This window comes from Streptomyces sp. CG 926, assembly GCF_003148825.1.
In the GTDB taxonomy this organism is placed as follows: Bacteria; Actinomycetota; Actinomycetes; order Streptomycetales; family Streptomycetaceae; genus Streptomyces.
The window spans coordinates 1-24,351 of the sequence record NZ_QGGZ01000002.1 but is presented as its reverse complement, the minus strand read 5'-3'; the positions used below and the strand labels follow the sequence as shown (position 1 = coordinate 24,351).

The 24,351-nt window shown below is 71.5% G+C and carries 24 protein-coding genes and 1 rRNA gene; 5 read left to right on the top strand and 20 right to left on the bottom strand.

Annotation, left to right across the window (positions count from 1 at the left end; translation table 11 throughout):
• Positions 1 to 14: 14 nt before the first annotated feature.
• The 3 genes from BCL76_RS05085 to BCL76_RS05075 are packed head-to-tail and all read right to left on the bottom strand — an operon-like array spanning position 15 to position 2,523.
• Positions 15 to 1,808 (bottom strand): RNase A-like domain-containing protein, encoded by a 1,794-nt coding sequence (locus tag BCL76_RS05085; RefSeq protein WP_109778367.1) that lies wholly within the window; start codon positions 1,806 to 1,808, stop codon positions 15 to 17.
• Positions 1,808 to 2,113, bottom strand: coding sequence for a WXG100 family type VII secretion target (locus BCL76_RS05080; RefSeq protein WP_030757858.1), 306 nt, complete (start codon positions 2,111 to 2,113; stop codon positions 1,808 to 1,810). The genes BCL76_RS05085 and BCL76_RS05080 overlap by 1 nt, the downstream gene beginning before the upstream one ends.
• 23 nt (positions 2,114 to 2,136) lie before the next feature.
• A complete protein-coding gene (locus tag BCL76_RS05075) occupies positions 2,137 to 2,523 on the bottom strand; it encodes a WXG100 family type VII secretion target (protein WP_109778366.1) in 387 nt (128 codons plus the stop codon).
• Between the two features lie 127 nt (positions 2,524 to 2,650).
• On the opposite strand from BCL76_RS05075, the gene BCL76_RS05070 reads away from it, so the two are divergent.
• Entirely contained in the window at positions 2,651 to 2,995 is a 345-nt protein-coding gene (locus tag BCL76_RS05070; protein ID WP_109778365.1) for a hypothetical protein, read from the top strand.
• 9 nt (positions 2,996 to 3,004) lie between these two features.
• Here BCL76_RS05070 and hemB read toward each other — a convergent pair whose 3' ends face one another.
• Positions 3,005 to 4,006 (bottom strand): porphobilinogen synthase, encoded by a 1,002-nt coding sequence (gene hemB / locus BCL76_RS05065; RefSeq protein ID WP_109778364.1) that lies wholly within the window; start codon positions 4,004 to 4,006, stop codon positions 3,005 to 3,007.
• A gap of 90 nt (positions 4,007 to 4,096) precedes the next feature.
• Positions 4,097 to 5,167 (bottom strand): saccharopine dehydrogenase NADP-binding domain-containing protein, encoded by a 1,071-nt coding sequence (locus BCL76_RS05060; RefSeq protein ID WP_109778363.1) that lies wholly within the window; start codon positions 5,165 to 5,167, stop codon positions 4,097 to 4,099.
• A gap of 116 nt (positions 5,168 to 5,283) precedes the next feature.
• Here BCL76_RS05060 and BCL76_RS05055 point away from each other — a divergent pair, with 116 nt between their 5' ends.
• On the top strand, positions 5,284 to 6,234 hold the full coding sequence (locus BCL76_RS05055) for a GlxA family transcriptional regulator (RefSeq protein ID WP_109778857.1): 951 nt from the start codon (positions 5,284 to 5,286) through the stop codon (positions 6,232 to 6,234).
• A 37-nt stretch (positions 6,235 to 6,271) separates the two neighbouring features.
• On the opposite strand, the gene BCL76_RS05050 is transcribed toward BCL76_RS05055, so the two are convergent.
• The 6 genes from BCL76_RS05050 to BCL76_RS05025 all read right to left on the bottom strand — a co-directional run bounded on the left by BCL76_RS05050 (position 6,272) and on the right by BCL76_RS05025 (position 13,595).
• Positions 6,272 to 7,693: a HEAT repeat domain-containing protein gene (locus tag BCL76_RS05050; RefSeq protein ID WP_109778362.1), complete on the bottom strand. Its 1,422-nt coding sequence runs from the start codon at positions 7,691 to 7,693 to the stop codon at positions 6,272 to 6,274.
• Positions 7,694 to 7,883: 190 nt separating this feature from the next.
• Positions 7,884 to 9,551, bottom strand: a complete 1,668-nt coding sequence (locus BCL76_RS05045; RefSeq protein WP_109778361.1) for a uroporphyrinogen-III synthase — start codon at positions 9,549 to 9,551, stop codon at positions 7,884 to 7,886.
• Positions 9,548 to 10,516 (bottom strand): hydroxymethylbilane synthase, encoded by a 969-nt coding sequence (gene hemC / locus BCL76_RS05040; protein ID WP_109778360.1) that lies wholly within the window; start codon positions 10,514 to 10,516, stop codon positions 9,548 to 9,550. The genes BCL76_RS05045 and hemC overlap by 4 nt, the downstream gene beginning before the upstream one ends.
• The gene (locus BCL76_RS05035) at positions 10,513 to 12,231 is read right to left on the bottom strand and encodes a glutamyl-tRNA reductase (RefSeq protein ID WP_109778359.1); all 1,719 of its coding nucleotides are present in this window, start codon (positions 12,229 to 12,231) and stop codon (positions 10,513 to 10,515) included. The genes hemC and BCL76_RS05035 overlap by 4 nt, the downstream gene beginning before the upstream one ends.
• Complete coding sequence (locus BCL76_RS05030) at positions 12,228 to 13,034, bottom strand: redox-sensing transcriptional repressor Rex (RefSeq protein ID WP_030757834.1); 807 nt, start codon at positions 13,032 to 13,034, stop codon at positions 12,228 to 12,230. Before BCL76_RS05030 ends, BCL76_RS05035 begins: the two co-directional genes overlap by 4 nt.
• Before the next feature lie 273 nt (positions 13,035 to 13,307).
• Positions 13,308 to 13,595: a glutaredoxin family protein gene (locus BCL76_RS05025; protein WP_030757832.1), complete on the bottom strand. Its 288-nt coding sequence runs from the start codon at positions 13,593 to 13,595 to the stop codon at positions 13,308 to 13,310.
• Between the two features lie 98 nt (positions 13,596 to 13,693).
• On the opposite strand from BCL76_RS05025, the gene BCL76_RS05020 reads away from it, so the two are divergent.
• From BCL76_RS05020 to BCL76_RS05010, 3 genes are all read left to right on the top strand, one after another.
• Complete coding sequence (locus tag BCL76_RS05020) at positions 13,694 to 14,668, top strand: HAD family hydrolase (protein WP_109778358.1); 975 nt, start codon at positions 13,694 to 13,696, stop codon at positions 14,666 to 14,668.
• A gap of 361 nt (positions 14,669 to 15,029) precedes the next feature.
• A complete protein-coding gene (locus BCL76_RS05015) occupies positions 15,030 to 15,845 on the top strand; it encodes an ECF subfamily RNA polymerase sigma factor, BldN family (RefSeq protein ID WP_030757828.1) in 816 nt (271 codons plus the stop codon).
• Positions 15,846 to 16,073: 228 nt separating this feature from the next.
• Positions 16,074 to 17,279 (top strand): DUF5667 domain-containing protein, encoded by a 1,206-nt coding sequence (locus tag BCL76_RS05010; protein ID WP_109778357.1) that lies wholly within the window; start codon positions 16,074 to 16,076, stop codon positions 17,277 to 17,279.
• A 62-nt stretch (positions 17,280 to 17,341) separates the two neighbouring features.
• On the opposite strand, the gene BCL76_RS05005 is transcribed toward BCL76_RS05010, so the two are convergent.
• From BCL76_RS05005 to rrf, 9 genes are all read right to left on the bottom strand, one after another.
• Positions 17,342 to 18,322 carry a lysophospholipid acyltransferase family protein gene (locus tag BCL76_RS05005; RefSeq protein WP_109778356.1) on the bottom strand — a complete coding sequence of 327 codons (981 nt, stop codon included), beginning with the start codon at positions 18,320 to 18,322 and terminating at the stop codon, positions 17,342 to 17,344.
• A complete protein-coding gene (locus BCL76_RS05000) occupies positions 18,322 to 19,407 on the bottom strand; it encodes an NAD-dependent epimerase/dehydratase family protein (protein ID WP_109778856.1) in 1,086 nt (361 codons plus the stop codon). Before BCL76_RS05000 ends, BCL76_RS05005 begins: the two co-directional genes overlap by 1 nt.
• Before the next feature lie 95 nt (positions 19,408 to 19,502).
• Positions 19,503 to 19,601 carry a 30S ribosomal protein bS22 gene (locus BCL76_RS04995; RefSeq protein ID WP_003948845.1) on the bottom strand — a complete coding sequence of 33 codons (99 nt, stop codon included), beginning with the start codon at positions 19,599 to 19,601 and terminating at the stop codon, positions 19,503 to 19,505.
• Positions 19,602 to 19,743: 142 nt separating this feature from the next.
• The gene (locus tag BCL76_RS04990; protein WP_008738568.1) at positions 19,744 to 19,953 is read right to left on the bottom strand and encodes a helix-turn-helix domain-containing protein; all 210 of its coding nucleotides are present in this window, start codon (positions 19,951 to 19,953) and stop codon (positions 19,744 to 19,746) included.
• A gap of 114 nt (positions 19,954 to 20,067) precedes the next feature.
• Positions 20,068 to 20,898 (bottom strand): phosphatase, encoded by an 831-nt coding sequence (locus BCL76_RS04985; protein ID WP_109778855.1) that lies wholly within the window; start codon positions 20,896 to 20,898, stop codon positions 20,068 to 20,070.
• Positions 20,899 to 20,994: 96 nt separating this feature from the next.
• Positions 20,995 to 22,143 carry an acetoin utilization protein AcuC gene (locus BCL76_RS04980; RefSeq protein ID WP_109778854.1) on the bottom strand — a complete coding sequence of 383 codons (1,149 nt, stop codon included), beginning with the start codon at positions 22,141 to 22,143 and terminating at the stop codon, positions 20,995 to 20,997.
• Complete coding sequence (locus BCL76_RS04975; protein ID WP_109778355.1) at positions 22,115 to 23,341, bottom strand: MFS transporter; 1,227 nt, start codon at positions 23,339 to 23,341, stop codon at positions 22,115 to 22,117. Before BCL76_RS04975 ends, BCL76_RS04980 begins: the two co-directional genes overlap by 29 nt.
• A gap of 43 nt (positions 23,342 to 23,384) precedes the next feature.
• Positions 23,385 to 24,050 carry an HAD family hydrolase gene (locus tag BCL76_RS04970; RefSeq protein ID WP_030757807.1) on the bottom strand — a complete coding sequence of 222 codons (666 nt, stop codon included), beginning with the start codon at positions 24,048 to 24,050 and terminating at the stop codon, positions 23,385 to 23,387.
• Between the two features lie 208 nt (positions 24,051 to 24,258).
• A 5S ribosomal RNA gene (gene rrf, locus BCL76_RS04965) occupies positions 24,259 to 24,351 on the bottom strand; the annotation flags it as partial.

The window sequence follows — 24,351 nt, the reverse complement described above, 5'->3', positions numbered from 1 at the left end:
CCGAAGGGCCTTTCTCAGTCGCTGGGCATGGACGTCATGACGGTGAAGGGAGGATTGCGGTTGCTGTCGTACTTGATCCTCGTGTCGATGCCCTTCACATCATGCGCGTTGGCCCTGACGCCGACGTTCTGCCATCCGGACAGCGGGTCGTTCAGGTCTGCCTGCGTTCTGCTTACGCTGCGCCCGCTGACCTCACCATTGGGCGCCGTCCCCTGGAAGTCCTTCACGGCACCTTCGTCCGGCGGCGGTGGGCCCTTGATCCAGGCGTCGATCGCCGCGGCGTTCTGGTTGAGGTTGTGCTGGGTGAGTTCCTGCGCCCGTTGGTAGTCCGGGAAGGCCGAGGAAGCCTTCGTCTTCGGCTTGCCGAACGGCCAGGTCTGGGTTTGATTGCCCTGCACCTGGTCGCGCAGACGCTGCATCAACTGCTCGTCCGTCTTGCCCACGTGCTTGTCCAGCGTGTGGCCGTCGTTCATGTACTCGTTGGCCGCCAGGTCCAGCACGTACGTGCCGGTGGCCGAGTCGATCTTCAGCCAGGTCTGCGAAGTGCTCTTGAAATCTTCCAGGGCTCGGGCGCCGAAGCCGTGAGCGCGGGCGATACCGGCCTCGTACTTCGGGGCGCTCATGTGCGCTTCGTCCAGGACCTCCTTGAGCGACTCCATGCGCGTGGTGAGGCCGTCCACGATGCCGGTGTACTTGTCCACGATCCGGTTGAGCTTGGCCTTGTCCAGCTTCAGGACCGTGTTGACGTCGAACTTCAGCAGGAGCCCGGTGGCCCCGCCGATCCCGCCGGCCACGCTGCTGATCGCGCCGGCGATGCTCTTGACACTGGGCTTCTCCTTGGCCTTCTCCAGGTCTTCGAGAATGCTCATCGCGGCCTGCTTCATGGCGCGCTTGAGCTCTTCGAAGACGTCGTGGTTCAGCTCGACGGCCGCTTCCGAGTACTCGCGCAGACAGTCGCTGATCTTGATCGCCACGTCGCCCAGTGCGGTCATCACCGGCTGACTGCCCGTGGCCGTCCGCGCCCCGGGCGGCGGGGTGGTGTGCGCCCACTGGATGCCGTGCCGGGACTTCCCCCAGTCCGTCCCGCCCCACAGCGCGCTGCAGAACGTGCGCATGGCGGCTTCCCAGTCGGCCCGCTGGTGATTGGTGATGATGCCGATGATCCTCGTCAGCTCGGCTGCTGTGTTGCCCGGGACGGTCGAGGCGTTCATCCAGCTGTGGCAGTGCGAGTTGAGGTAATGCTGCTGTGGGAAGGGGTGCACGTCCGCCACCTTCCCGACCCGGAAGACGTGCTTCGCGACGGGCTGCAGGAGGTCCCGGACGATCTCCGGTATGCCTTCCATGGCGCCGCGGATCAGGTCGTCGCCGCCGTCGTCGTCACCCCACTTGATGTCGGGGACGCTCGCGAACTTCGGGTCCTTGTCGATCACCGTGGGCAACGGGCGCTGTTCCGGGGCCTGTCCGGCCTTGGGGTGGGACGCCGCATCGGCCTTGGTGTAGGCGTTGGCGGTCTCCGTGAAGCCGACGGCGACACCGCCGATGCTGACCACGCTCTTGCCCAGTACCTCCAGCCAGCGGTTGCCTATCTTCTTGTAGGCCTGCGCGAACTTCTCGGCGCTGGTGCCCGCCCCGCCGGCGTCCGGGTACTCGCGCAGTTCCTGCACGAGGGTGTTCCCGCCGCGCATCATGGGGTCCTGCTGAGCGGCGACCTGTCCGGAGACGTTCCACAGATTCGACGGCTTGACGTCGATGTTGCCGCCGCCGGCGGGCGGCTGCGCCGGGCCGGGGCCCGGGGTGGGGCCGGCCATCAGGCGCCGCCTCCCCAGCCCTGGAGCACGGACTTGTTCGCCGCGGCGTAGTTGAGGTGGCCCTTGACCACGACCTCGTGCAGCCAGGCCTGCGTGGCCTTGAGGTCCTGGGCCGAGCGATCCCACTTGTCCAGCTCGTCGATGAAGGCCTGCCGGGCCTCGCCGTCCCAGCTCAGAACGGCCTTCTTGGCGCGCTCGTAGAGTAGTTCCAGCTTCTCGTTGAGGTCCTTGAGTATCTCCTCCAGGTCACCCGACAGGCGCTGCAGGGTGGCGAAGTCGACTGTTATCCGGTCGTCGTCCGACATGGTGGTGCTGTTCCTCGCTGCTCTCAGATGTCCTGCAGACGGCTCTGCGGGGCGGCCGGCAGATCCGGCACGGTCAGCTCCTCGGCGGACGCCGTCACGTTCTCCTGGCTCTGGACGCGCTTGAACGCGGCCAGGACCTCCAGCTCCTGGGCCGTGAAGCCGTCACGCGAAGCCCTGGTCGCCCGTTCGAGGAGGGAGAGCACCTGCCGGATCCGCACGGCGTCCTCGGCGGCCCCCCGGTGCAGGGCGCGGTACGCCGTGGCCGTGGGCCCCTGCCAGCCCGCCGCGATGCTGTCGACCACCCGGTCCATGTTCCGGATCTGCCGCTCCAGATGACCCTGCATCTCGTCGAGGTCGTCCGCGAGCTTGGTGAGGCCGTCCTCGGAGACCCTGAGATCGCCGTCCTGCATGTCCACCCCTCGTAGGCAATGCCGCATCACATACGTACTTGTACCTATGAGTTTCGCAGGTCATCGAACACATCACGTGAGTACACGCACTCATGTTCGGTATTCTCCGGCGGAGTTCACTGGATCCATGACCCCGGACACCGCCCGCCACCCCCGCGCGTTCGTCGCACCGCTCGTCGCCACGCTGCTCACGCTGCCGATGGCCGCCGTCGCGTTCTTCTTCGTCGGGTTGTCCCCGATGGCCTGCGACTCCTGCGGGGACGCGGCGGGCGACCGGTTCGACGCCTCGTACGACGTCGCCTTCGCCGCCTTCGGGTTCGGCCTGCTGGTGGTGCTGGCCGTACTGCTCGCCGCGTGGGCGCTGCCCTGGCAGCGGCGGTACGCCGCCGCCAGGGTGTGGTTCGCCGTCGCCGCCCCGGCCGCCGTCGTCCTCGACTTCGTCGTCTTCAACGGCCTCGTCGAATGGCCGTAGGACAGACCGTCAGCGGGCCTCGCGCAGCCAGCCGGCGACCTCGGTCGCCCAGTAGGTGAGGATCGTGTCGGCGCCCGCCCGCTTGATGCCCAGCAGGGTCTCCAGGATGGCGCGGTCGCGCTCGATCCAGCCCTTCTCCGCCGCCGCCTCGATCATCGCGAACTCGCCGCTGATCTGGTACGCCGCCACCGGGACGTCCACCGCCTGCGACACCCGGTACAGGATGTCGAGGTAGGGGCCGGCCGGCTTGACCATCACCATGTCCGCGCCCTCCTCCAGGTCGAGGGCGAGCTCTCGCAGCGACTCCCGGGCGTTCGCCGGGTCCTGCTGGTAGGTCTTTCGGTCGCCCTGCAGCGAGGAGGCGACGGCCTCGCGGAAGGGACCGTAGAAGGCGGAGGTGTACTTCGCCGTGTACGCGAGGATCGAGACGTCCTCGTGCCCGGTCTCGTCCAGCGCGTCACGGATGACGCCGACCTGCCCGTCCATCATTCCGCTCGGGCCGACCACGTGGACGCCCGCGTCCGCCTGGACCTGCGCCATCTCGGCGTAGCGCTCCAGCGTCGCGTCGTTGTCGACGTTCCCGTGCTCGTCCAGCACACCGCAGTGGCCGTGGTCGGTGTACTCGTCCAGGCACAGGTCCGACATGATCACCAAGTCGTCCCCGACCTCGGCCTTCACGTCGCGGATCGCGACCTGAAGGATCCCGTCCGGCTCGGTGCCCGCGGTGCCCAGCGCGTCCTTGTTCTCGTCGGCCGGGACACCGAACAGCATGATCCCGGCGACCCCTGCCTCGACCGCCTCGACGGCGGCCTTCCGCAGCGTGTCCCGGGTGTGCTGCACGACGCCCGGCATCGCGGAGATCGCCAAGGGCTCGCTGATGCCCTCCCGCACGAACGCCGGGAGGATCAGGTCCGAGGGGTGCAGCCGGTTCTCCGCGACCATCCGCCGCATCGCCGGGGTGGTGCGCAGCCGGCGGGGCCGCGAACCGGGGAAGGATCCGTACGCGCTCATCTTCAGTCGCCTCTTCGAGCATCGACAGCAGTCCGGACAAGGGTAGAGCCCGGGCCCCCCGCTCCCGGGCTCCCCCCGTCCGCCCCGCGGTCAGTGCGAGAGCTCCACCGACAGGTACGGGGCCAGTGCCCGCAGGAAGTCGGGCGCGTCGAACATCGCGGCGGCCGAGGCCACGCCCGTCGTCCTGGTCCGCCCGGACAGGAGCCGCTCGACGGCCTCGACGGCCAGCGGCGCCGTGACCGCGTAGATGTCCTGGCCCCGGGCCGTGGCCCGACGTTCGAGCCCGCCCGCCCGCACCAGGACGTCGACGACGAAGGTCTGGTCCGAGCGGCCGAGGTCGTCGACGGGCTCCGGCGCCGGCGTGTCCGCCCCGGCGAGGTCCCGCGCGGCCTCGGCGGCCATGTACGTACGTACTTCGGGCACGTCCACATGGCTGGGCACGGTGACGACGTCGGCCATGGTGAACTCCGCGATCACCGTCCGTCGGCCGAGGGGCGCGGGGAAGTCCCATTCCTGCTGCGCCAGTTGATCGTCGTGGTAGCGCAGGGCGCCGTCCGTGAACCGCACCCGGCGGCCCGCGCGGCGCTCGTGGGACACGGTGCCCGCCTCGCGGGTGCCGGCCGTGGGCCGCCAGCTGCTCAGCCCGTACGCGACGTGCACCTCGTCCGCCGCCTCCCATCCGCCCGTGGCCGCGCTCACCAGGAGGTCGCCCAGGCCCCCGTAGAAGGCCATGGCCGGCACCACGGGCACCTCCGCCTTGCGGGCCGCTTCCGCGTGGTCGGCGAACATGGTCACGTTCGCCTCGATCTCCGCCGCGACGTCCACGTACGGGATCCCCGCGCGCAGGGCCGCCTCGACGACCGGCCCGCCCGTCACCGCGAACGGTCCGGCGGCGTTGATGACCGCCGCGGCTCCGGCGAGGGCCCGGTCCAGGGAGGCCGGGTCGTCCACGGTGGCCGGCCGGACGAGCACGTCCGCCCCGCCCTCGGCGGCCAGCGCCGCCAGCCGGGCTTCGTCGCGGCCGGAGACGACGGTGGCGATACCGCGCCTGCGCAGCTCGGCGACGATGAAGCGACCGGTGTGCCCCGTCGCCCCGTAGACCACCACCGCTCCGGTCGTACCCGCCGTGTCCGCCGTGTCCGCCGTACCCACCGTGCTCATCGCTGTCCCCGTTCGCATCGTTCGCGTCGTTCGCGTCGTCTCGATGACCCCAGTCTCGGGGCGGCCCGCACCCGACCGTGATGGTCCGGAACGACAACACCCGTACACTTTCGGACATGCCCACAGTCGCCCTGGCGGCCGCCGGTCACATGCTGCACTTCGAGCTGGCGGTGGCTTACGAGATCTTCGGCAATCCCCCGCTCGACGCCCCGCAGGGCTGGTACGACGTCCTGCTCTGCGGCCCCGGCCCGGTGCGCGTCGGCCCGTTCACCGTCGAGCCCGACCACGGCCTGGAGCGCCTGGTCCGGGCCGACACCGTGATCGTGCCCGCGTGCGCCGACGTGGACGAGCCGCCGCCGCCCGAGCTCGTCGAGGCCGTACGCGCGGCCCACGCGGCCGGTGCCCGGGTCGCCTCCCTGTGCACCGGGGCCTTCGTGCTCGGCGCCGCGGGCCTGCTCGACGGGCGCCGGGCCACCACCCACTGGGCGCACACGGCCGAGCTGAGCGCGCGCCATCCGCGGGCCGAGGTCGACGCGGACGTCCTCTACACGGACAACGGCAGCGTGCTCACGGCCGCGGGCAAGGCCGCCGCCGTGGACCTGTGCCTGCACCTGATCCACCTCGACCACGGCGCCGCCGTCGCCAACTCGATCGCCCGCCGCCTCGTCATGGCTCCGCACCGGACCGGCGGCCAGGCCCAGTTCGTGACCACCCCGGTCCAGGCCACGGGCGGCGACCACCAGCTCACCGACCTGCTCGCCTGGGCCCAGCAGCGCCTCGACCGGCCGCTGACCGTCACCGACATGGCGCGCCGGGCCGGCACCAGCCCGCGCCACCTGGGTCGGCGGTTCCGGGCGGTCACCGGCCAGACCCCGCTGCAATGGCTGCTGACCCAGCGGGTCCGCCGCGCCCAGGAGCTGCTGGAGGCCACCGACGAGACGATCGAGGTGGTCGCCGTCGCCACCGGCATGGGCACCGCCACCACCCTGCGGCGCCAGTTCAAACGGGTCGTCGGCGTCCCGCCCGACACCTACCGCCGCACGTTCCGCACCGCGAACCCCGCCTGACCGGGCCGGCGTCCTCACGCCTGCCGTCGGTTCCCCCTCAGCCCGGCGGCTCGTTGCGCCGGCGCCAGTCCGCGAGTCCGAAGGCCCGGTGATCGGGCTGGCGGATGGGGCCGAGTTCCTCCACCCGCGCGTACGCCTGCGGCGTGTACGGGTGGTCCCGCAGGGCCAGGCCGTAGGCGGCGACCAGGCGCAGGATGCGGTCGTCGGTGTCCAGGAGGGCCAGCAGGACCTCCGTGGCGTCCGCCGTACGGTCGTCGGATTCGGCCAAAGCCTCCGCGGCCCCGCCGCGCATCGGGCTGTGCGGGTCGCGGACCAGGTCGCGTACGACGGCGCCGGGGCCGTCCCGGTCCTCGTGGTCCGCCGCGGGCAGGGAGCGCGCGGCGGCGAAGCGGACCTCGTCGTCCGGGTCCCGCGTCAGGGAGCGCAATGCGGCGGTGGCCTGCGCCGTCAGGGGCCATGCGAGGCAGTCCGGCACCCGGCGGCGCACCCGGGGGTCCGGGTGGTCGGCGTACCGCAGGCCGATGGCCCCCAGCCGGGGATGGTCCTCCGCCTGTTCGGAGAGGGCCCACAGCACGTCGGCGAGCACCACGGCGTCCGTCTCGGTCTCCGCCCAGGTGACGAGGAGATCGCCGTCGTCCTCGTGGTGCGTGGTCGCCAGCCGGTCGGCGGCGAAGCGGCGGTGGTGGGGCGACGGGTGGTGGCGCAGGGCCGTGACCATGTCCCGGGCCCCCTCGCCGAGGCGGTTGCCGAGTTCGAAGCGTGCGGCGGCCCAGTCCACGTGCATGGGGTCGGGGTGCCGGACGGCACGGGCCACCAGCTCCGTGAACGGGGCCGGGGCGCCGAACGTCGACTCCAGGACGGTCAGGACGGCGCCGTGCCCCGCGCGGACGCTCAGCCCGCCGAGCGTGACCTGCTCGACCTCGCACCACTCCTCCTCGACCGTGCCGGTCCACGCCGGGGACGCGGCTCCGGTACGGCGGCGCAGTTCCGTCTCCGCGCCCGTCTCGTACCAGTGCCGGGCCGCCGCGAGCAGCCGCTCGCGCATCGGCCGCTCCAGACGCAGTTCCGGTGCCTGGAGGTCCTGGGACCACAGCAGCGCCCTGACCGTGGCCGGGGAGCCGCCCTCGACGGCCCGAAGCAGTGGGGTCGTGCCGTCCGGGAGCACCCGGTCGGGATCGGCCCCTGCTCTCACGAGGTCCGCGACGGTCCTGTACGCGAACGCGGCCACCGCCGTGCACAGGACGGGCGTACCGTCCGCGTCCACCGCTTCGGGGTCGGCTCCGGCGCCCAGCAGGGCGTCGGCGATCTCCTCTTCGTGTGCGGCCACCGCCGCGCACAGCACCGGCAGCCCGTCCTCGTCGACCGCGTCGGGGTTCCTCCCCGGCCCCAGCAGGGCGTGGACCTCCGGAAGGTCCCCCGCCCGGACCGCCGCCACCAGCCGTGCGTCCCGATCCGTCATCCGCTCCCCGTCCCCGTGTCCGTGTCCCGTTCGGTCCGGCGGTGATCCTCGCGGGGCGACAAGCGGCCGCACAACGGGATTAACGGCGCGGGGCCCGGCGGGACGAACGAAGGGGCCCGGGCGCGGTATCCCTCCGCACCCGGGCCCCTCACCCGTTCCGTCGGCCGGAGTCCGGCCGGGCCTAAGGCGCTCACGTCGTACGACGCCGCCGCGCCCCCGGCCGTCGCTCGCTCGGCCGGAACACCGTCTCGCCGGCCTCCTTGGCCGCCTCGCGGCGCGCCGCACCGTACTCGGCGAGGGCCTCCGCCAGCTTCGACACCGACGGCTCCGGGGACAGTACGTCCACGCGCAGCCCGTGCTCCTCCGCCGTCTTGGCCGTCGCCGGCCCGATACAGGCGATGACGGTGACGTTGTGCGGCTTGCCGGCGATCCCGACCAGGTTGCGGACGGTGGACGAGGACGTGAAGAGAACGGCGTCGAAGCCGCCGCCCTTGATCGCCTCGCGCGTGTCCGCCGGCGGCGGCGACGCGCGCACGGTCCGGTAGGCGGTGACGTCGTCGACCTCCCACCCGAGCTCGATCAGCCCGGCGACCAGCGTCTCGGTCGCGATGTCGGCCCGCGGCAGGAACACGCGGTCGATCGGGTCGAAGACCGGGTCGTACGGCGGCCAGTCGTCCAGCAGTCCGGCGGCGGACTGCTCACCGCTGGGCACCAGGTCCGGCTTCACACCGAACTCCACGAGCGCGGCGGCGGTCTGCTCGCCCACCGCGGCGACCTTGATGCCCGCGAAGGCGCGCGCGTCGAGCCCGTACTCCTCGAACTTCTCGCGGACGGCCTTGACGGCGTTGACCGAGGTGAAGGCGATCCACTCGTAGCGGCCCGTCACCAGGCCCTTGACCGCGCGCTCCATCTGCTGCGGGGTGCGCGGCGGCTCCACGGCGATGGTCGGTACCTCGTGGGGCACCGCGCCGTAGGAACGCAGCTGGTCGGAGAGCGAGGCGGCCTGCTCCTTGGTGCGCGGTACGAGGACCCGCCAGCCGAACAGCGGCTTCGACTCGAACCAGGACAGGTCCTCGCGCCGCGCGGCGGCGCTGTGCTCACCGACCACGGCTATGACGGGCCGGGCGCCCTCGGGAGAGGGGAGCACCTTGCCCTGCTTGAACACCTGGGCGATGGTGCCGAGCGTCGCGCACCAGGTCCGCTGCCGCGTGGTGGTACCGGCGACGGTCACGGTCAGCGGGGTGTCGGGCTTGCGCCCGGCGCTCACCAGCTCGGCGGCGGCCGCCGAGACGGTCTCCAGGGTCGCGGACACGACGAGGATGCCGTCGCTGGCGCCCACCTCGGTCCAGCAGCGCGCCGAGGCGGTCCGCGCGTCGACGAATCGCACGTCCGCGCCCTGCTTGTCGCGCAGCGGGACACCGGCGTACGCGGGTACGCCCACCGCGGTCGCGACACCGGGCACCACCTCGAAGGGGATACCGGCGGTAGCGCAGACGAGCATCTCCTCGGCGGCGTTGCCGTCGAGACCGGGGTCGCCCGTGACGGCACGCACGACCCGCCTGCCGGCGCGTGCGGCCTCCATGACAAGATTGGCCGCGTCCCGGATCACCGGGACCCCGGCGGCTGCTGACACTTCATCAGCAATCGTCAGCTGAGGCGTGTCGACATTCGCCCGCGCATGAGTCCGTACGACCTCGAGCACCTCGGGCTCCGCGATCAGTACGTCCGCGGCGGCGAGCGCCTCGACGGCGCGCAGCGTCAGCAGGCCCGGGTCGCCCGGGCCGGCACCGAGGAAGGTGACGCGTCCGTGGGCGGCGACGGCCGGATAGGCGGAGGTGGTCGGAATTGAGGGGTTCAAAGCGATCGCTCCCCCATCAGACCGGCCGCGCCCTTGGCCAGCATCTCGTCCGCGAGTTCGCGGCCGAGCGCCATGGCCTCGTCGTACGACTGGGGCACGGGACCGGTGGTGGACAGCTGCACCAGCGTGGTGCCGTCGAGGGTTCCGACGACGCCGCGCAGGCGCATTTCATTGACAATCTCCCCGTCCGCCAGCAGGTCGGCGAACGCGCCCACGGGTGCGCTGCAGCCGGCCTCCAGGGCGGCGAGCAGGGAACGCTCGGCGGTCACGGCGGCCCGGGTGTGCGGGTCGTCGAGTTCGCCGAGCGCGGCGACGAGGTCCGTGTCGGACGCGAGGCATTCCACGGCCAGGGCGCCCTGGCCGGGAGCCGGCAGGACGCTGTCGACGGACAGCAGGTCGGTGGCTTCGCCACCGCGCCCGATCCGGTTGAGACCGGCGGCCGCCAGGACGACGGCGTCGAGCTCTCCGTCGTGGACGAAGCCGATCCGGGTGTCGACGTTGCCGCGGATGGGCACCGTCTCGATCCGCTTGCCGAGCGCCAGCGCCAGGTGGTTGAGCTGGGCGGTGCGCCGCGTCGAACCGGTACCGATCCGGGCGCCGTCGGGCAGCTGCTCGAAGGTCAGACCGTCCCGGGCGACGAGCGCGTCCCGCGGGTCCTCGCGGCGCGGCATGGCCGCGATCACCAGGTCGTCGGGCTGCGCGGTCGGCAGGTCCTTCAGCGAGTGCACGGCGAAGTCGACCTCGCCGCGCAGCAGCGCGTCGCGCAGGGCCGTGACGAACACGCCCGTCCCGCCGATCTGCGAGAGGTGCTCGCGCGAGACGTCGCCGTAGGTCGTGATCTCCACGAGCTCGACGGCGCGGCCGGTGACGGCCCGTACCGCGTCGGCGACGTGCCCCGACTGGGACATGGCCAGCTTGCTCCGCCGCGTACCGAGCCGCAGCGGCTGGTCGGGACGTGTGTTCATGATGCCCGTCCTGGGTCGTCGTCGTTCATCGGATCGGCCGCGTCCGCCCGGCTGACGGAAGCAACCGTCTGAGGGTCGAGGTCGAAGAGTTCGCGCAGCGCCTCCGCGTACCCGGCGCCGCCGGGCTCGCTCGCGAGCTGCTTGACGCGCACGGTCGGCGCGTGGAGGAGCTTGTCCACGACGCGGCGCACGGTCTGGGTGACCTCGGCACGCTGCCGTTCGTCGAGGTCGGGCACCCGCCCGTCGAGTCGCGCCACTTCCATGGCCACGACCTCGGCCGCCATGGCGCGCAGGGCGACGACGGTGGGCGTGATGTGCGCGGCCCGCTGCGCCGCCCCGAAGGCCGCCACTTCCTGGGCGACTATCGCGCGTACGGCGTCGACGTCGGCCGCCATCGGGGCGTCGGCGGACGCCTCCGCGAGCGACTCGATGTCCACGAGCCGGACGCCCGGGATCCGGTGCACGGCCGCGTCGATGTCCCTGGGCATGGCCAGGTCGAGCAGCGCGAGCCGGACGGTGGTCGCGTGGGCCTGCGTACGGGTGCTCCTGCGGGGCTGTCGCTGTGCGGCGGCCTCGCCCTGGTCGGCCCAGGTCCCGTGCAGTTCGAGGGAGTTGGCGTCGACCCCGGTCAGCGCGGCGCGCCCGTCCGGGCCGACGGGGCACCCGTCGACCTCGACGGCCCCGGCGATGGTCCGCACGGCCCCGGCGTCGGCGATCCGGCCGTGTGTCTGCGCGGCCGCGGCCAGCCGCGCCACGACATCGGCCATCTCCAGCCCCGCCGGCGTTTGAGGCGCGGGGGTCCGGGGGCGGAGCCCCTGGGAGGCCTGGGGCGCAGCTCCGGCCTCGGCCCGATCGGCCGGCGCGAGCCCGCCCGCGGAGCCCCAGGACACGGCGTCGAGCACGTCGTCGGCGGTCAGCACGAGCCCGGTCGCACCCGTGCACGAGACGACCACGTCGACTCGTGTCAGCTCATCGGCCACGCGAGCCATCGGCACGGCCACCGCCGAGACCCCGGTGCCCGAGGCAACCAGAATCTCCGCCAGTCGCTCCGCCCGGTCCGCGGTCCGGTTCGCCACGACGATCTCGGCGACCCCGACGCGCGCCAGCGTCGCCGCGGCCAGCGAGGACATCGACCCGGCGCCGATGACCAGCGCCCGCTTGCCCACGGCCCACTCGGCCACCGGCGTCCCCACGGCGAGCTGCTCCAGCCCGAAGGTCACCAGCGACTGACCGGCCCGGTCGATCCCGGTCTCGGAGTGCGCCCGCTTGCCGACCCGCAGCGCCTGCTGGAACAGGTCGTTGATCAGCCGGCCGGCGGTGTGGAGGTCCTGCCCCAGTGCCAGCGCGTCCTTGATCTGGCCGAGGATCTGCCCCTCGCCGACGACCATCGAGTCCAGGCCGCACGCCACCGAGAACAGGTGGTGCACCGCCCGGTCCTCGTAGTGCACGTACAGATAGGGGGTGAGCTCCTCCAGCGCCACGCCGCTGTGCTGCGCGAGCAGTGTGGACAGCTCGGCGACGCCGGCGTGGAACTTGTCCACGTCCGCGTACAGCTCGATCCGGTTGCAGGTGGCCAGCACGGTCGCCTCGGTCGCCGGTTCGGCGGCGAGGGTGTCGTGCAGCAGCTTCACCTTGGCGTCGGCGGCCAGCGAGGCCCGCTCCAGGACGCTGACGGGTGCGCTGCGGTGGCTCAGCCCTACGACGAGCAGACTCATGCCGGCATCACCGCCGGCACGTCGCCCTCGGGCCCGCCCTTGCGCTGCTCGGCGGTGGTCCGTCCGGCCGGCGGCACCACGGCCGCGGCGGGTGCGGCGCCGCCCACGGAGGAGCCGCCGGCGGCAGCGGCGGCCGCTTCCTCACCGGCCTTGCGCTGCTCGTGGAAGGCGAGGATCTGGAGCTCGATGGAGAGGTCGACCTTGCGTACGTCCACGCCCTCGGGCACGGACAGCACGGTGGGGGCGAAGTTCAGGATGGAGGTGACACCGGCCGCGATCAGCCGCTCGCTGACCTGCTGGGCCGCGCCGGCGGGGGTCGCGATCACGCCGATCGAGACGCCGTTCTCCGAGATGATCTTCTCCAGATCATCGGTGTGCTGCACGGCCATGCCGGCGACCGGCTTGCCGGCCATCGCCGGGTCGGCGTCGATCAGCGCCGCGACGCGGAAGCCGCGCGCGGAGAAACCGCCGTAGTTGGCGAGGGCGGCGCCGAGGTTACCGATGCCGACGATGACGACCGGCCAGTCCTGGGTCAGGCCGAGCTCGCGGGAGATCTGGTAGACGAGGTACTCGACGTCGTAGCCGACGCCGCGGGTCCCGTAGGAACCCAGGTACGAGAAGTCCTTGCGCAGCTTCGCGGAGTTGACTCCGGCGGCGGCCGCGAGCTCCTCGGAGGACACCGTGGGCACCGATCGCTCGGAGAGCGCGGTGAGGGCACGCAAGTACAGCGGAAGCCGGGCGACAGTGGCCTCGGGAATACCTCGGCTGCGGGTCGCCGGTCGGTGAGTTCGGCCAGTTGCCACGATGCTCCTGCGGGATGAGCGGGGCTGCAGGCGGCCACTTGTCCCAGGACCGCCCCGTCGACAGCAGGCTATGCCTTTGTGAACGCGTGCACAAAGATTGTGTCCGGTTTGTCCGTCCAAAGTGACCGGGGTCACGCACTTCCGGCACCTAAAGCCGGAACCATCGGCACGTCGAACCCGTTCAAATCCCAAAGGGGGCAAAACCGTGCACACTCCTCACAGATACGCCCCCGAGACCCCATAAATCGCCCATGATGCTAACCGGGAAGAGGGTCAGGCCCCCAACGCCCGCCGGAGCCGGTCGGGGTTCACCCTCCAGAAGGTGTGCTGCTCGCCGTCCACGAGCACGACCGGAATCTGCTCCCAGTGCAGCCGGTAGAGATCCTCGTCCTGCGAGATGTCCTTCTTCTCCCATTGCGCACCCGTCTCGGCGCACACCTTCGCGACCACCTCTTCCGCCTCGTCGCACAGGTGACACCCCGGCTTCCCGATCAGCGTCACCGTCCGCTCGCCGGGCTGCTTCTTTTCCTTACGGCGCAACAAAGGGCTCATGCCACCCATTCTCCCGCGCCCTCGCGTAACAGCGCCGCCTCGAAGAGTTCACGCCCGCGCATCCCATCGGTTCGGGAACTCCCGAACACAGTGGCTATGCTCGCGTCATGGCCGCTCTCGGATGGCTCCCCCCTCGTCGGCGCTCCGCCACGGCACGCAGCGTGCTGGCGGGCGAGGCCTCGGCCGAGGCCGCCCGCAAGTCCGCCCTGGCCGAGGCCCCACCACTCACCGAACCGGAAACGGAACCGGAAGCCCTCGCCGAAGAGGGCCCGGACCAGGCCCCGGAAGAGCCCGTCTTCCCGGTCGACGGCGACGATCTCGCCGCCGCCTTCTTCGACCTGGACAACACCGTCATGCAGGGCGCCGCGATCTTCCACTTCGGCCGCGGCCTCTACAAGCGCGAGTTCTTCCGGCGCCGTGAGCTCGCCCGCTTCGCCTGGCAGCAGGCCTGGTTCCGGCTCGCCGGGGTCGAGGACCCCGAGCACATGCAGGACGCCCGCGACAGCGCCCTGTCCATCGTCAAGGGCCACAAGGTCTCCGAGCTGATGTCGATCGGCGAGGAGATCTACGACGAGTACATGGCCGAGCGGATCTGGCCGGGCACCCGCGCCCTGGCCCAGGCCCACCTCGACGCCGGCCAGAAGGTGTGGCTGGTCACGGCCGCCCCCGTGGAGACGGCCACGATCATCGCCCGTCGCCTGGGCCTGACCGGCGCCCTGGGCACCGTCGCCGAGTCCGTCGACGGGATCTACACCGGCCGCCTGGTCGGGGAGCCGCTGCACGGCCCCGCGAAGGCGGAGGCGGTCCGCGCCCTGGCCGCCGCCGAGGGGCTGGATCTCGAACGCTGCGCCGCGTACAGCGATTCGCACAACGACATCCCGATGCTGTCGCTGGTCGGACACCCGTATGCGATCAATCCCGATACAAAACTGCGCAAGCATGCCCGCACCAACGACTGGCGGCTGCGCGACTATCGGACCGGCCGCAAGGCCGTGAAGGTCGGCGTCCCGGCCGCCGCCGGCGTCGGCGCGATCGCGGGCGGCGCGGCCGCGGCCATCGCCCTCCACCGCCGCCGCAAGTAACACCACCAGGCCCGGGGGCCCACGAACCCCGGGCCCGCCCTGGGCGCAGGCAGGACCCCGTCATTCGCTCACCTCTACCCGCGCCCCCGGCGCGGCACTCCGGCATGCCCGACTCGGTCGCGGGACCCCATGGAAGCGTCCATTCCGCGTATCCAAGTGATCAAGAATCGATCACCAACTGCGACTGAATATGCCCTCGACACGCAACGGAAGTGTCGGAACCGGTGATTTGAGCAACTGGGTGTAGCGCCGCCTGTACGAAGCGTTATTCTCCTCAAACGCATGCCACCGGCCATCTGTCGCCACGACGGGTGAACGGTTCCGCACTGCACGTGATGGAAGCTCTGCCTCTGGGAGTCCCGTGTACCCACCTGTCGGGGTTGACGCCTCGGGCCTGGCTCAGCTGCGCGCAACGGTCCTCGACCACCTGCGCGGCTTCGTCCCCACCGCGTACGCCGTCCCCGCCTTCGCCGCCGCGGTCCCTGCCGGCTTCGGCCCGGCCGGTCCTTGCTATGCCCTGACCGACGGCGGCGCGACGGTGGGCAGACGAGGTCGCGCCGCCGGCGGCTCCAACGCCGCCGGCACCGGCACCCAGGCCACCACCCACCGCCGCCCCACGGCGGACAGCGACCAGGCCCGCATGATGGACCTGGTCGAACGCGCCCAGGCCGGCGAGGCCGAGGCCTTCGGCCGCCTGTACGACCAGTACAGCGACACGGTCTACCGGTACATCTACTACCGCGTGGGCGGTAAGGCGACCGCGGAGGACCTCACCAGTGAGACGTTCCTGCGCGCCCTGCGCAGGATCTCCACCTTCACCTGGCAGGGCCGCGACTTCGGCGCCTGGCTCGTGACGATCGCCCGCAACCTGGTGGCGGACCACTTCAAGTCCAGCCGGTTCCGACTGGAGGTCACCACCGGCGAGATGCTCGACGCGAACGAGGTCGAGCGCAGCCCCGAGGACTCCGTCCTGGAGTCCCTCTCCAACGCGGCCCTGCTGGAGGCCGTACGCAAGCTCAATCCGCAGCAGCAGGAATGCGTGACCCTGCGCTTCCTGCAGGGCCTCTCGGTCGCCGAGACGGCCCGGGTGATGGGGAAGAACGAGGGCGCCATCAAGACGCTCCAGTACCGGGCGGTGCGCACTCTGGCCCGCCTCCTCCCCGAAGACGCCCGCTGACCCTCCGACACCACACAACCTCACATTCGGTGACCCCTCGATGACGCTGTGGTCAGATCATCCTTCGTCCGTAACCCAAGTGCCGCGACGCTCGTTGTGCGGAATGCAGGCTCCCTGTGGACACGCTTTGCCCGAAGCCGCTCACCCGAAAGTGTGGATGTGCTCAAGGAAGGCAACCTTCCGGACACCTTGGGGAGTCGATCGTCATGACGAGAGGAGGTGCCGCCAGTGATCGCGAACGTGACCCCGCACCGGCGGGCGAACGCCTTCGCCCAGGCCCTGGAGGATCGGACCCTGTCCGATCTTCCGGATCCGGACTCGGCGGCCGAGCAGTCCGAGGCACCTGCCGAACCTGCCGACCACGACCGGCTGTTGGCCCTGGCGAGCGTGCTCGGCGAAAGAATGCCGCGCCCAGTGCTGGACCCCGAGGTCAAAGTGGTGCAACGAGCCCAGCTCATTGCCGCCATGGAGACCATGGTGCTGGAGGAGAGGGCCGGGGGAGGTGCCGCCTCGGACCCTCAGGTGCCCGAACAGCGGACCGGCCGCGGCGCCCACCGGGCGACCCCGCTCCGGAAATTGCGGCCCCGCTCCCGCTGGTCCAAGGGCATCGCAGCGGGCGGCCTCACCGTGGGTGTGGCCGCCGGGGCCTTCAGCGGAGTGGCCGCTGCCAGCACCGACGCCCTGCCCGGTGACCACCTCTACCCCGTGAAGCGGGGCATGGAGGACCTGAAGCTGGGGATGGCCGACGACGACGCGGACCGGGGCGAGCTCTATCTCGACCAGGCCTCGAACCGTCTGTCGGAAGCCCGTCGGCTGATGGAACGAGGCCGGCTCGGCGACCTGGACCACGAGTCCCTGGGCGCGATCCGCCGGGCCCTGGCAGGGGTGAAGCACGACGCGGAGGAAGGCCACCGCCTCCTCCAGGCCGCGTACGAACGGGACGGCTCGCTCGGCCCGATCCAGAAGCTGTCGTCGTTCACCCGCTCCCACCGCGACGCGTGGGGCAAGCTCCGCGGGAAGCTCCCGGCACAGCTCACGGACGTGGGCGGTGAGGTGGACTCGGTCTTCCAGGCCATAGACGAAGACGTGGCGCCGCTGCAGAGCCTGCTCCCCAAGGCACCGGAGCAGAGCCGCGGTACCGGAGGCACCCCAGGCCCGGCCGCCAAGCCGGGCACCCCGAGCGGTGCCCACCAGTCCGCCCCGGCCGCCGGCACGCCGTCCGGCAGCCCTGCGGCGCCGTCCCCCTCGGGAAGCTCCCGGCCCCCCGCCGGCGGCCTCCTCGGCGGTACGGGCGACCTGCTCAACCCGCCCGCGGGACAGTCGGCGCCGCCCCCTTCGGGCACGCCGGAGAACCCGAAGCCGGACATCACCATCCCGCCCCTGCTCCCGGGGCTCCTCCCGGGCCTGGGCCTGGGCGCGGAGGACGCCGAGTAGCAGGAAGGGGGCGGGGCCGCCGCGGCCCCGCCCCCTTCCTCGTTCCTCGACCCGGCTACGCGTCAGAAGAACACGGACCGCCGCTGCACCAGCAGCTTGTAGAGCGTGTGCTGGATCTGCTCCCGCACCTGGTCCGTGAGGTTGAACATCAGCATCGGGTCCTCCGCCGCCTCCGCGGCGTACCCGTCCGTCGGGATCGGCTCCCCGAACTGGATCGTCCACTTCGTCGGCAACGGCACCGCGCCCAACGGCCCCAGCCACGGGAACGTCGGCGTGATCGGGAAGTACGGGACCCCCAGCAGCCGTGCCAGCGTCTTCGCGTTGCCGACCATGGGGTAGATCTCCTCCGCCCCCACGATCGAGCACGGCACGATCGGCGTCCCGGCCCGCAGCGCCGTCGACACGAAGCCACCGCGCCCGAACCGCTGCAGCTTGTACCGGTCTCCGAACGGCTTCCCTATCCCCTTGAAGCCCTCCGGCATCACCCCGACCAGTTCCCCGGCCTCCAGCAGCCGCTGCGCGTCCTCCGCGCACGCCAGGGTGTGCCCCGCCTTGCGGGCCAGCTCGTTGACCACCGGCAGCTGGAACACCAGGTCCGCCGCCAGCAGCCGCAGGTGCCGCTCCGCCGGGTGGTGGTCGTGCACGGCGACCTGGAGCATCAGCCCGTCGAGGGGCAGCGTCCCGGAGTGGTTCGCCACGATCAGCGCGCCCCCCTCCGCCGGGATGTTCTCGATGCCCTTGACCTCGACCCGGAAGTACTTGTCGTACAGCGGCCGCATCAGGGACATCAGGACCTGGTCCGTCAGTTCCTTGTCGTAGCCGAAGTCGTCGACCTCGTAGTCCCCGGTGATCCGCCGCCGCAGGAACGCCAGCCCGCCGGCGACCCGCCGGTCCCAGCTGTCGCCCGGCGCCGCGGCCGGCGTCGGCTCGGGACCGGCAGGGTCCTCCACCACCGGCTCGGCGGCGGGCACCGCCCGCACCCGGCGGGGGATCCGCCGCCGCGGCCGGTCCTCGCCGAACGGAATGACCTTGGCGTCCGCCACTATCGCTTCGCTCCTTCAGCCGCGTAGGCGTCGTCCTTGAGCCCGTCGAGCCCGTCTGCGTCCAGCATGGCCGCCACCCGGTCCACGACCCGTCCGACCCGCTCCGGGGGCAGCAGCCCGCTCCCCCGGCTCCGCGCGAAGTCCGCGAAGGTCTCGGCGGTCGTGTAGAGCGGCTCGAAGCCGAGGACTTCACGCATCTGCGTGGTCTCCACGACCCGGCCGTGGGTGAGCAGCCTTATCTGTTCCGGAGAGAAGTCGCTGGCTCCGACCGCCCGCAGCGCGGCGCCCACCCAGTTCAACGCGGGCAGCAGCAACGGCAAGGTGGGCCGCCCGAGCCGCCGCGAGCACTGCGACAGCAGCAGGACGCCGTCACCGGCGATGTTGAACGTCCCGCTGTTCAGGGTCCCGCGCCGGGGCTCCCGGGCCGCCAGCCGCAGCACTTCGAGGACGTCGTCCTCGTGCACGAACTGCAGCCGCGGGTCGTACCCCAGCACGGTCGGCATCACCGGGATCGAGAAGTACTCGGCGAGCGCCGAATCCGCGAAGGGCCCCAGGATGTTCGCGAACCGCAGGACGCACACCGCGACGTCCGGCCGTCTGCGCGCGAAGCCCCGTACATAGCCCTCGACCTCGGCGGCGTCCTTGGCGAAGCCGCCCGCCGGCAGGGATTTGGGCTCCGTGGTCTCGGTGAAGACGGCCGGGTCCCGGGGGGTGCCCCCGTAGACGCTGGTGCTGGACTTCACCACGAGCCGCCGTACCGTCGGCGACTTCTGGCAGGCACCGAGGAGCTGCATGGTGCCGATGACGTTCGTTTCCTTGACGGTGCTGTGCGCACCGCCCGTTCCCGCACTGCCTCCGGTGACCGCGAGATGGACCACCGTGTCCACGGCGTGCTCGGCCAGCACTCTGGCGATCGCCGACTGTCTGATGTCCGTACGGACGAACTCCGCCGATCCGAGCCGGTGCGGCGGTGTCATCGCGTCCACCGCGATCACCCGCTCGACGTCCGGGTCACGCTGGATACGGCGCACGAAGCGGCCGCCCAACTGCCGGGCAGCCCCGGTGACGAGTACGACCTTCCCCACGAGCTCAGCGCCTCCCTCGAAGAAGTCCCCCGGCTGCACCGCAGCCCCTCCACCAGGATGGTGGAGGGGCTGCGGAGAACACGTACAGCTGCCGTTTACTTCTTGTTACGGCGCTGGACGCGGGTGCGCTTGAGCAGCTTGCGGTGCTTCTTCTTAGCCATCCGCTTGCGCCGCTTCTTGATAACAGAGCCCACGACTACCCTCGCTCACTTCTCTTCACTGGTGCGGGGCGTCTGGGCCCACACGACCTACGTCGGCCTAGCCTACCCGCCCGAGCTCTGAGCTTGTAATCCGAGCGCTTCCGCGTCGTAGCCAGGGGCTTCCCGAGCCTCAGTCTCAGGCCGACTCCACCCCCACATAGGACTCTCGGAGGTACTCGTGGACCGCGTTCTCGGGGACCCGGAAGGACCGGCCCACCCGGATTGCGGGCAGATGACCGTTGTGCACCAGCCGGTACACGGTCATCTTCGACACTCGCATCACCGAGGCGACCTCCGCCACGGTCAGGAACTGAACCTCACTGAGAGGCCTCTCGCCAGCAGCCATGACACACCTTGACCTTCCGCGCATGACGGGCACCGGCTTCCCCTCCGGTTACTCCTCGTCGTCGCACGCTCACTCCCCAGAGTAGGGGCGCGTGATACGAGTGGGGAAGAGGAGCTACGGCCACTCCTGCCGCCCCGTCAGACTCGCGCGGCCGAGCACGTACCGGGTGAGCGGTCGGTAGTAGTCCGCTCGCACCGCGTCATCAAGTGGAACGGCCACCGAGACCCGCCCCTCGGCTTCCCCGACGAACAGCGCGGGATCATCCGTATCCGCCAACCCGATGGCCTCCACACCCAGCTGACCTGCACCGCAGACCCACCCGTGGTCCCCCACCACCAACTCCGGCAGTGGCCCGCCGGCCTCCGCGAGGACCCCCAGGGCCATCCGAACCGGCAGCGGTGAATGGGTGTGCACGCCGGTCGCACTCCCCGGCACCCGCACGCCGGGTTCCCGCACCAGTGCGACCCCCCGTACGTATTCGATGCTGTGCGTGCGTACGCCGAACCGGGTCGCCATGTCGACACTCACCCCCTGCGCCGGGGTGAGGACAACACATCCCGCCGCCGACATCGCCTGCGCCAAAGCGGCGTAGAAGCCCAGGAGCCGATGCGGATGCCCCGTCCCGAACAGCACCGGCGACCGCGCCCGCGCCGCCTCGCACAGCCGCCCCGCGAAGGCCTCCAGCGCGGCCATCGTCCGCTCCGGATCGATCACGTCCGGGCCGCTGACGTGCGCCGGATCCGCCGAGACCCCGCACTTGTCCGCCATCAGCCTCAGCAGATCACCCTCGCCCCACGCCCACTCCGGATCCAGCCCCAGCATCACCCGCGGATCCCGCGCCGCGAACAGCCGGTAACTGCGCAGGCTCTCCTCCCGGGAGGTGGCGACGGGCCCGGCCAACCGGGCGGCCAGCAGATGCGCACGCAGCGCGCCGGTGCTCAACACCCTCCGATGCTCCCCCAACAGATCTGGCGGCTCATCAATTCCGGCGAACAGCCCCACAGTTGGCGTAACGATGCGGCAGTACGCCGCCCCGGGCGATCAGGTCAGCATGCCGCGCAGCGGGAACACCGCCCGGCGCGTGGCCAGAACGGCCTGATCCGTCCGGTCCGCGGGGTCGTAGCCGGCGTCCCAATCCGGCCACGACGGGGTCCGCCCGTCCGTCATCCGGGCCGGCGCCAACTGCCGCGTCCGCGCGTACACCTCGTCCCGCCACGAGGCGGGCACCGCCGCCTGGGGATCCACCGGCCGGTGCGCGGCGATCCCCACCAGATGCGTCCACGACCGCGGGACGACGTCCACCACCGCGTACCCGCCCCCGCCGAGCGCCAGCCACCGCCCGTCCGCGTATTCGTGCGCGAGCCGGTGACAGGCCTCCTGGACGGCCCGCTGGGCGTCCAGCGAGACCGCCAGGTGCGCCAGCGGGTCCTCGAAGTGCGTATCGGCCCCGTGCTGGGTCACCAGCACCTGCGGCCCGAAGTCCGCCAGCAGCTCCGGCACGACGGCGTGGAAGGCCCGCAGCCAGCCCTCGTCCCCGGTGCCGGCGGGCAGCGCGATGTTCACCGCCGAGCCCTCCGCCTCCGGACCGCCGGTCTCCTCGGGCCAACCGGTCTGCGGGAACAGCGTCCGCGGGTGTTCGTGCATCGAGATGGTCAGCACCCGCGGATCGTCCCAGAAGGCCGCCTGCACGCCGTCCCCGTGGTGCACGTCCACGTCCACGTACGCGACCCGCTCGGCGCCCAGCTCCAGCAGCCGGGCGATGGCCAGCGAGGCGTCGTTGTAGACGCAGAATCCGGCGGCCCCGCCCGGCATGGCGTGATGCAGCCCGCCGGCGAAGTTCACGGCGTGCTCGACCTCACCGTGCCAGAGCGCCTCCGCGCCCGCCACGGACTGCCCGGCGATCAGCGCGGACGCCTCGTGCATCCCGTGGAAGGCCGGATCGTCCATGGTCCCCAGCCCGTACGAACCGTCCGCGACGCCCGGGTCCTCGGACACCTCGCGCACCGCGGCGACGTAGTCCTCCCGATGGACCAGCCGCAGCGTCGAGTCCCCGGCCGCCGGGGCTGCCCGTACCTCCATCGCCCGGTCCAGCCCGAAAGCGCGCACCAGGCCCATGGTCAGCGCCAGGCGCACCGGGTCCATCGGATGGCTCGGTCCGAAGTCATACCTCGTTACCGCCTCGTCCCACATCAACAGGCCGGTGGCCGACTCGCCGCTCATGCCGGACACCGTATCGGGCGCCCTCGGAGCCGAACGAGCGGGCTTGGAAGAGTGTCACCAGGACCAGCGCCATCGGCACCAGCATCGCGCCCCGGTAGCTCCACGCGTCACCCACCGCCCCGACGAGCGGGGACCCGATCAGGAAGCCGACGTAGTTGAAGATGTTGAGGCGCGCGACGGCCGTGTCGGACGCCCCCGGGAACAGCCTCCCCGCGGCCGCGAAGGTCTGCGGCACGATCACGCACAACCCGATCCCCAGCAGGGTGAAGCCGAGCATCCCCACCCAGGCCCCGGGCGCCGAGGCCACCACGGCGAACCCGCCGGCCGCCACCAGCGTCCCGGCCCGCACCACGGTCGCCGCCCCGAAGCGCCGTACGCCCAGGTCCCCGACGGCCCGCCCCACGAGGGTGGTCACCATGTACACGTTGTAAGGGACGGTGGCCATCTGCTCCGAGCTCCCGAGCACGTCCTGGAGGTACTTGGCACTCCAGTTCGCCACCGTCGAGTCCCCGATGTACGCGCACGCCATCACCAAGCAGAGCGGCAGCAGCAGCTTGAACCCGCCGGCCCCCAGCCCCTTCCCGTCGGCCTCCCCCTGGCCCGCCGTCCCGTCGACGTAGCGCTGGCTCCCCAGGAAGGCCAACGGCAGCAGCACGACCACGGCCGGCAGATAGCTGACGAAGAGGTCCAGTTCCCAGTGCGCGCCCGCCCACGCGGCCGAGGCCCCCAGGATCCCGCCGAGGCTGTACGCGGCGTGGAAGCCGAGCATGATGCTCCGCCCGTACGCCCGCTGCAGACTGACCCCGAGCATGTTCATCGAGGCGTCCAGCGCACCCACCGACAGCCCGAACGCCCCCAACGCCACCGCCACGTGCCACATCTGGCCGCCGGCCCCGACGCCGAGCAGGGACAGCAGCACCAGCGGCTGCGCCCACCGCAGTACGACGCTGGGCGCCACCCGCTTCACCAGGTGCTCGGTGGCCACGCTCGACGCGCCCGCGAGGATCGGCACGGCCGCGAGGAAGGCGGGCAGCAGGCCGTCGGATATCCCGTACCGGTCCTGGATGGCCGGGATCCGTGTCACGAGCAGCGCGAAGGCGACGCCTTGCACGAAGAAGCTGAACCCCAGAGCGCCGCGGCCACGCCGCAGCCGCACATCATCCGTCATGGCGGGTCAGCGTAGGCCCACGGGCTACCCGTGGGTAGAGAGATCACATACCCAGTCCTGCTTCCAGCCCGAGCAGTCCGGTGAGCTGCTTCATGTCACCGAAGTGGCCGGTGGCTCCGGGGAGCCGGTCGGCGGGGAGCATCGCGGTGAACCCGTAGACGTCCATGCCCGCGGCGCGGGCGGCCTGGATCCCGAGCGGACTGTCCTCGACGACCACGCACCGGGCGGGCTCCACGCCCATCTGCCGCGCCGCGTGCAGGTACAGATCGGGAGCGGGCTTCCCCTGGCCCACGTCCTGCGCGCTGAAGATCCACTCCTCCTCGAACCACCCGTCGAGCCCGGCGACCCGATGCCCGACCCTGATCCGCTCGTGGCTCCCGGAGGAGGCCAGGCAGTACCCGATCCCCTGCGCGGTCAGTGCCCCCAGCACCTCCTCCACGCCGGGGACGGGCTTCAGCTCCTGCTCGAAGGCGGCGACGGTCCGCGCATGCAGGGTCTCGTCGAAGTCGGCCGGCAACTGCTGCCCGGTCCGCTCGAGGACGAGGTCGTGCACCCGGTGCACGGCGGAGCCCATGTAGTCGCGGACCGACTCCTCGTAGGTGGTCGGGTGCCCCAGCTCGGTCAGGTACCCGGCGAGGGTGCTGTTGGCGAGCGGCTCGCTGTCCACCAGCACGCCGTCGTTGTCGAAGATGACGAGGTCGTAGCCCATACCCCCACAGTACGAACTAAAGGGACGTAGGGCCCGTCTCGCCGGGCCGCCGACGACGCGTCACCGGGCTGCTGCGGCCATTCGGACGACAGCCGGCAGGCGCGCGGCGGGCCCGATCGGGCCGGCGCCCTCGATTCCGGCCCGTGAACGCAGAAAAGCCCCGCACCGAACCCGTGAAGGGTTGGTGCGGGGCTTTCCCACAATGATTGTTCGGCGGCGTCCTACTCTCCCACAGGGTCCCCCCTGCAGTACCATCGGCGCTGAAAGGCTTAGCTTCCGGGTTCGGAATGTAAACCGGGCG

Excerpts from the sequence above, each read along its gene's own strand:
- BCL76_RS05085 (WP_109778367.1), bottom strand. The coding sequence starts at position 1,808 with ATGGCCGGCCCCACCCCGGGCCCCGGCCCGGCGCAGCCGCCCGCCGGC.
- BCL76_RS05080 (WP_030757858.1), bottom strand. The coding sequence starts at position 2,113 with ATGTCGGACGACGACCGGATAACAGTCGACTTCGCCACCCTGCAGCGC.
- BCL76_RS05075 (WP_109778366.1), bottom strand. The coding sequence starts at position 2,523 with ATGCAGGACGGCGATCTCAGGGTCTCCGAGGACGGCCTCACCAAGCTC.
- BCL76_RS05070 (WP_109778365.1), top strand. The coding sequence starts at position 2,651 with ATGACCCCGGACACCGCCCGCCACCCCCGCGCGTTCGTCGCACCGCTC.
- hemB (WP_109778364.1), bottom strand. The coding sequence starts at position 4,006 with ATGAGCGCGTACGGATCCTTCCCCGGTTCGCGGCCCCGCCGGCTGCGC.
- BCL76_RS05060 (WP_109778363.1), bottom strand. The coding sequence starts at position 5,167 with ATGAGCACGGTGGGTACGGCGGACACGGCGGACACGGCGGGTACGACC.
- BCL76_RS05055 (WP_109778857.1), top strand. The coding sequence starts at position 5,284 with ATGCCCACAGTCGCCCTGGCGGCCGCCGGTCACATGCTGCACTTCGAG.
- BCL76_RS05050 (WP_109778362.1), bottom strand. The coding sequence starts at position 7,693 with ATGACGGATCGGGACGCACGGCTGGTGGCGGCGGTCCGGGCGGGGGAC.
- hemC (WP_109778360.1), bottom strand. The coding sequence starts at position 10,516 with ATGAACACACGTCCCGACCAGCCGCTGCGGCTCGGTACGCGGCGGAGC.
- BCL76_RS05035 (WP_109778359.1), bottom strand. The coding sequence starts at position 12,231 with ATGAGTCTGCTCGTCGTAGGGCTGAGCCACCGCAGCGCACCCGTCAGC.
- BCL76_RS05025 (WP_030757832.1), bottom strand. The coding sequence starts at position 13,595 with ATGGGTGGCATGAGCCCTTTGTTGCGCCGTAAGGAAAAGAAGCAGCCC.
- BCL76_RS05020 (WP_109778358.1), top strand. The coding sequence starts at position 13,694 with ATGGCCGCTCTCGGATGGCTCCCCCCTCGTCGGCGCTCCGCCACGGCA.
- BCL76_RS04990 (WP_008738568.1), bottom strand. The coding sequence starts at position 19,953 with ATGGCTGCTGGCGAGAGGCCTCTCAGTGAGGTTCAGTTCCTGACCGTG.
- BCL76_RS04980 (WP_109778854.1), bottom strand. The coding sequence starts at position 22,143 with ATGTGGGACGAGGCGGTAACGAGGTATGACTTCGGACCGAGCCATCCG.
- BCL76_RS04975 (WP_109778355.1), bottom strand. The coding sequence starts at position 23,341 with ATGACGGATGATGTGCGGCTGCGGCGTGGCCGCGGCGCTCTGGGGTTC.
- BCL76_RS04970 (WP_030757807.1), bottom strand. The coding sequence starts at position 24,050 with ATGGGCTACGACCTCGTCATCTTCGACAACGACGGCGTGCTGGTGGAC.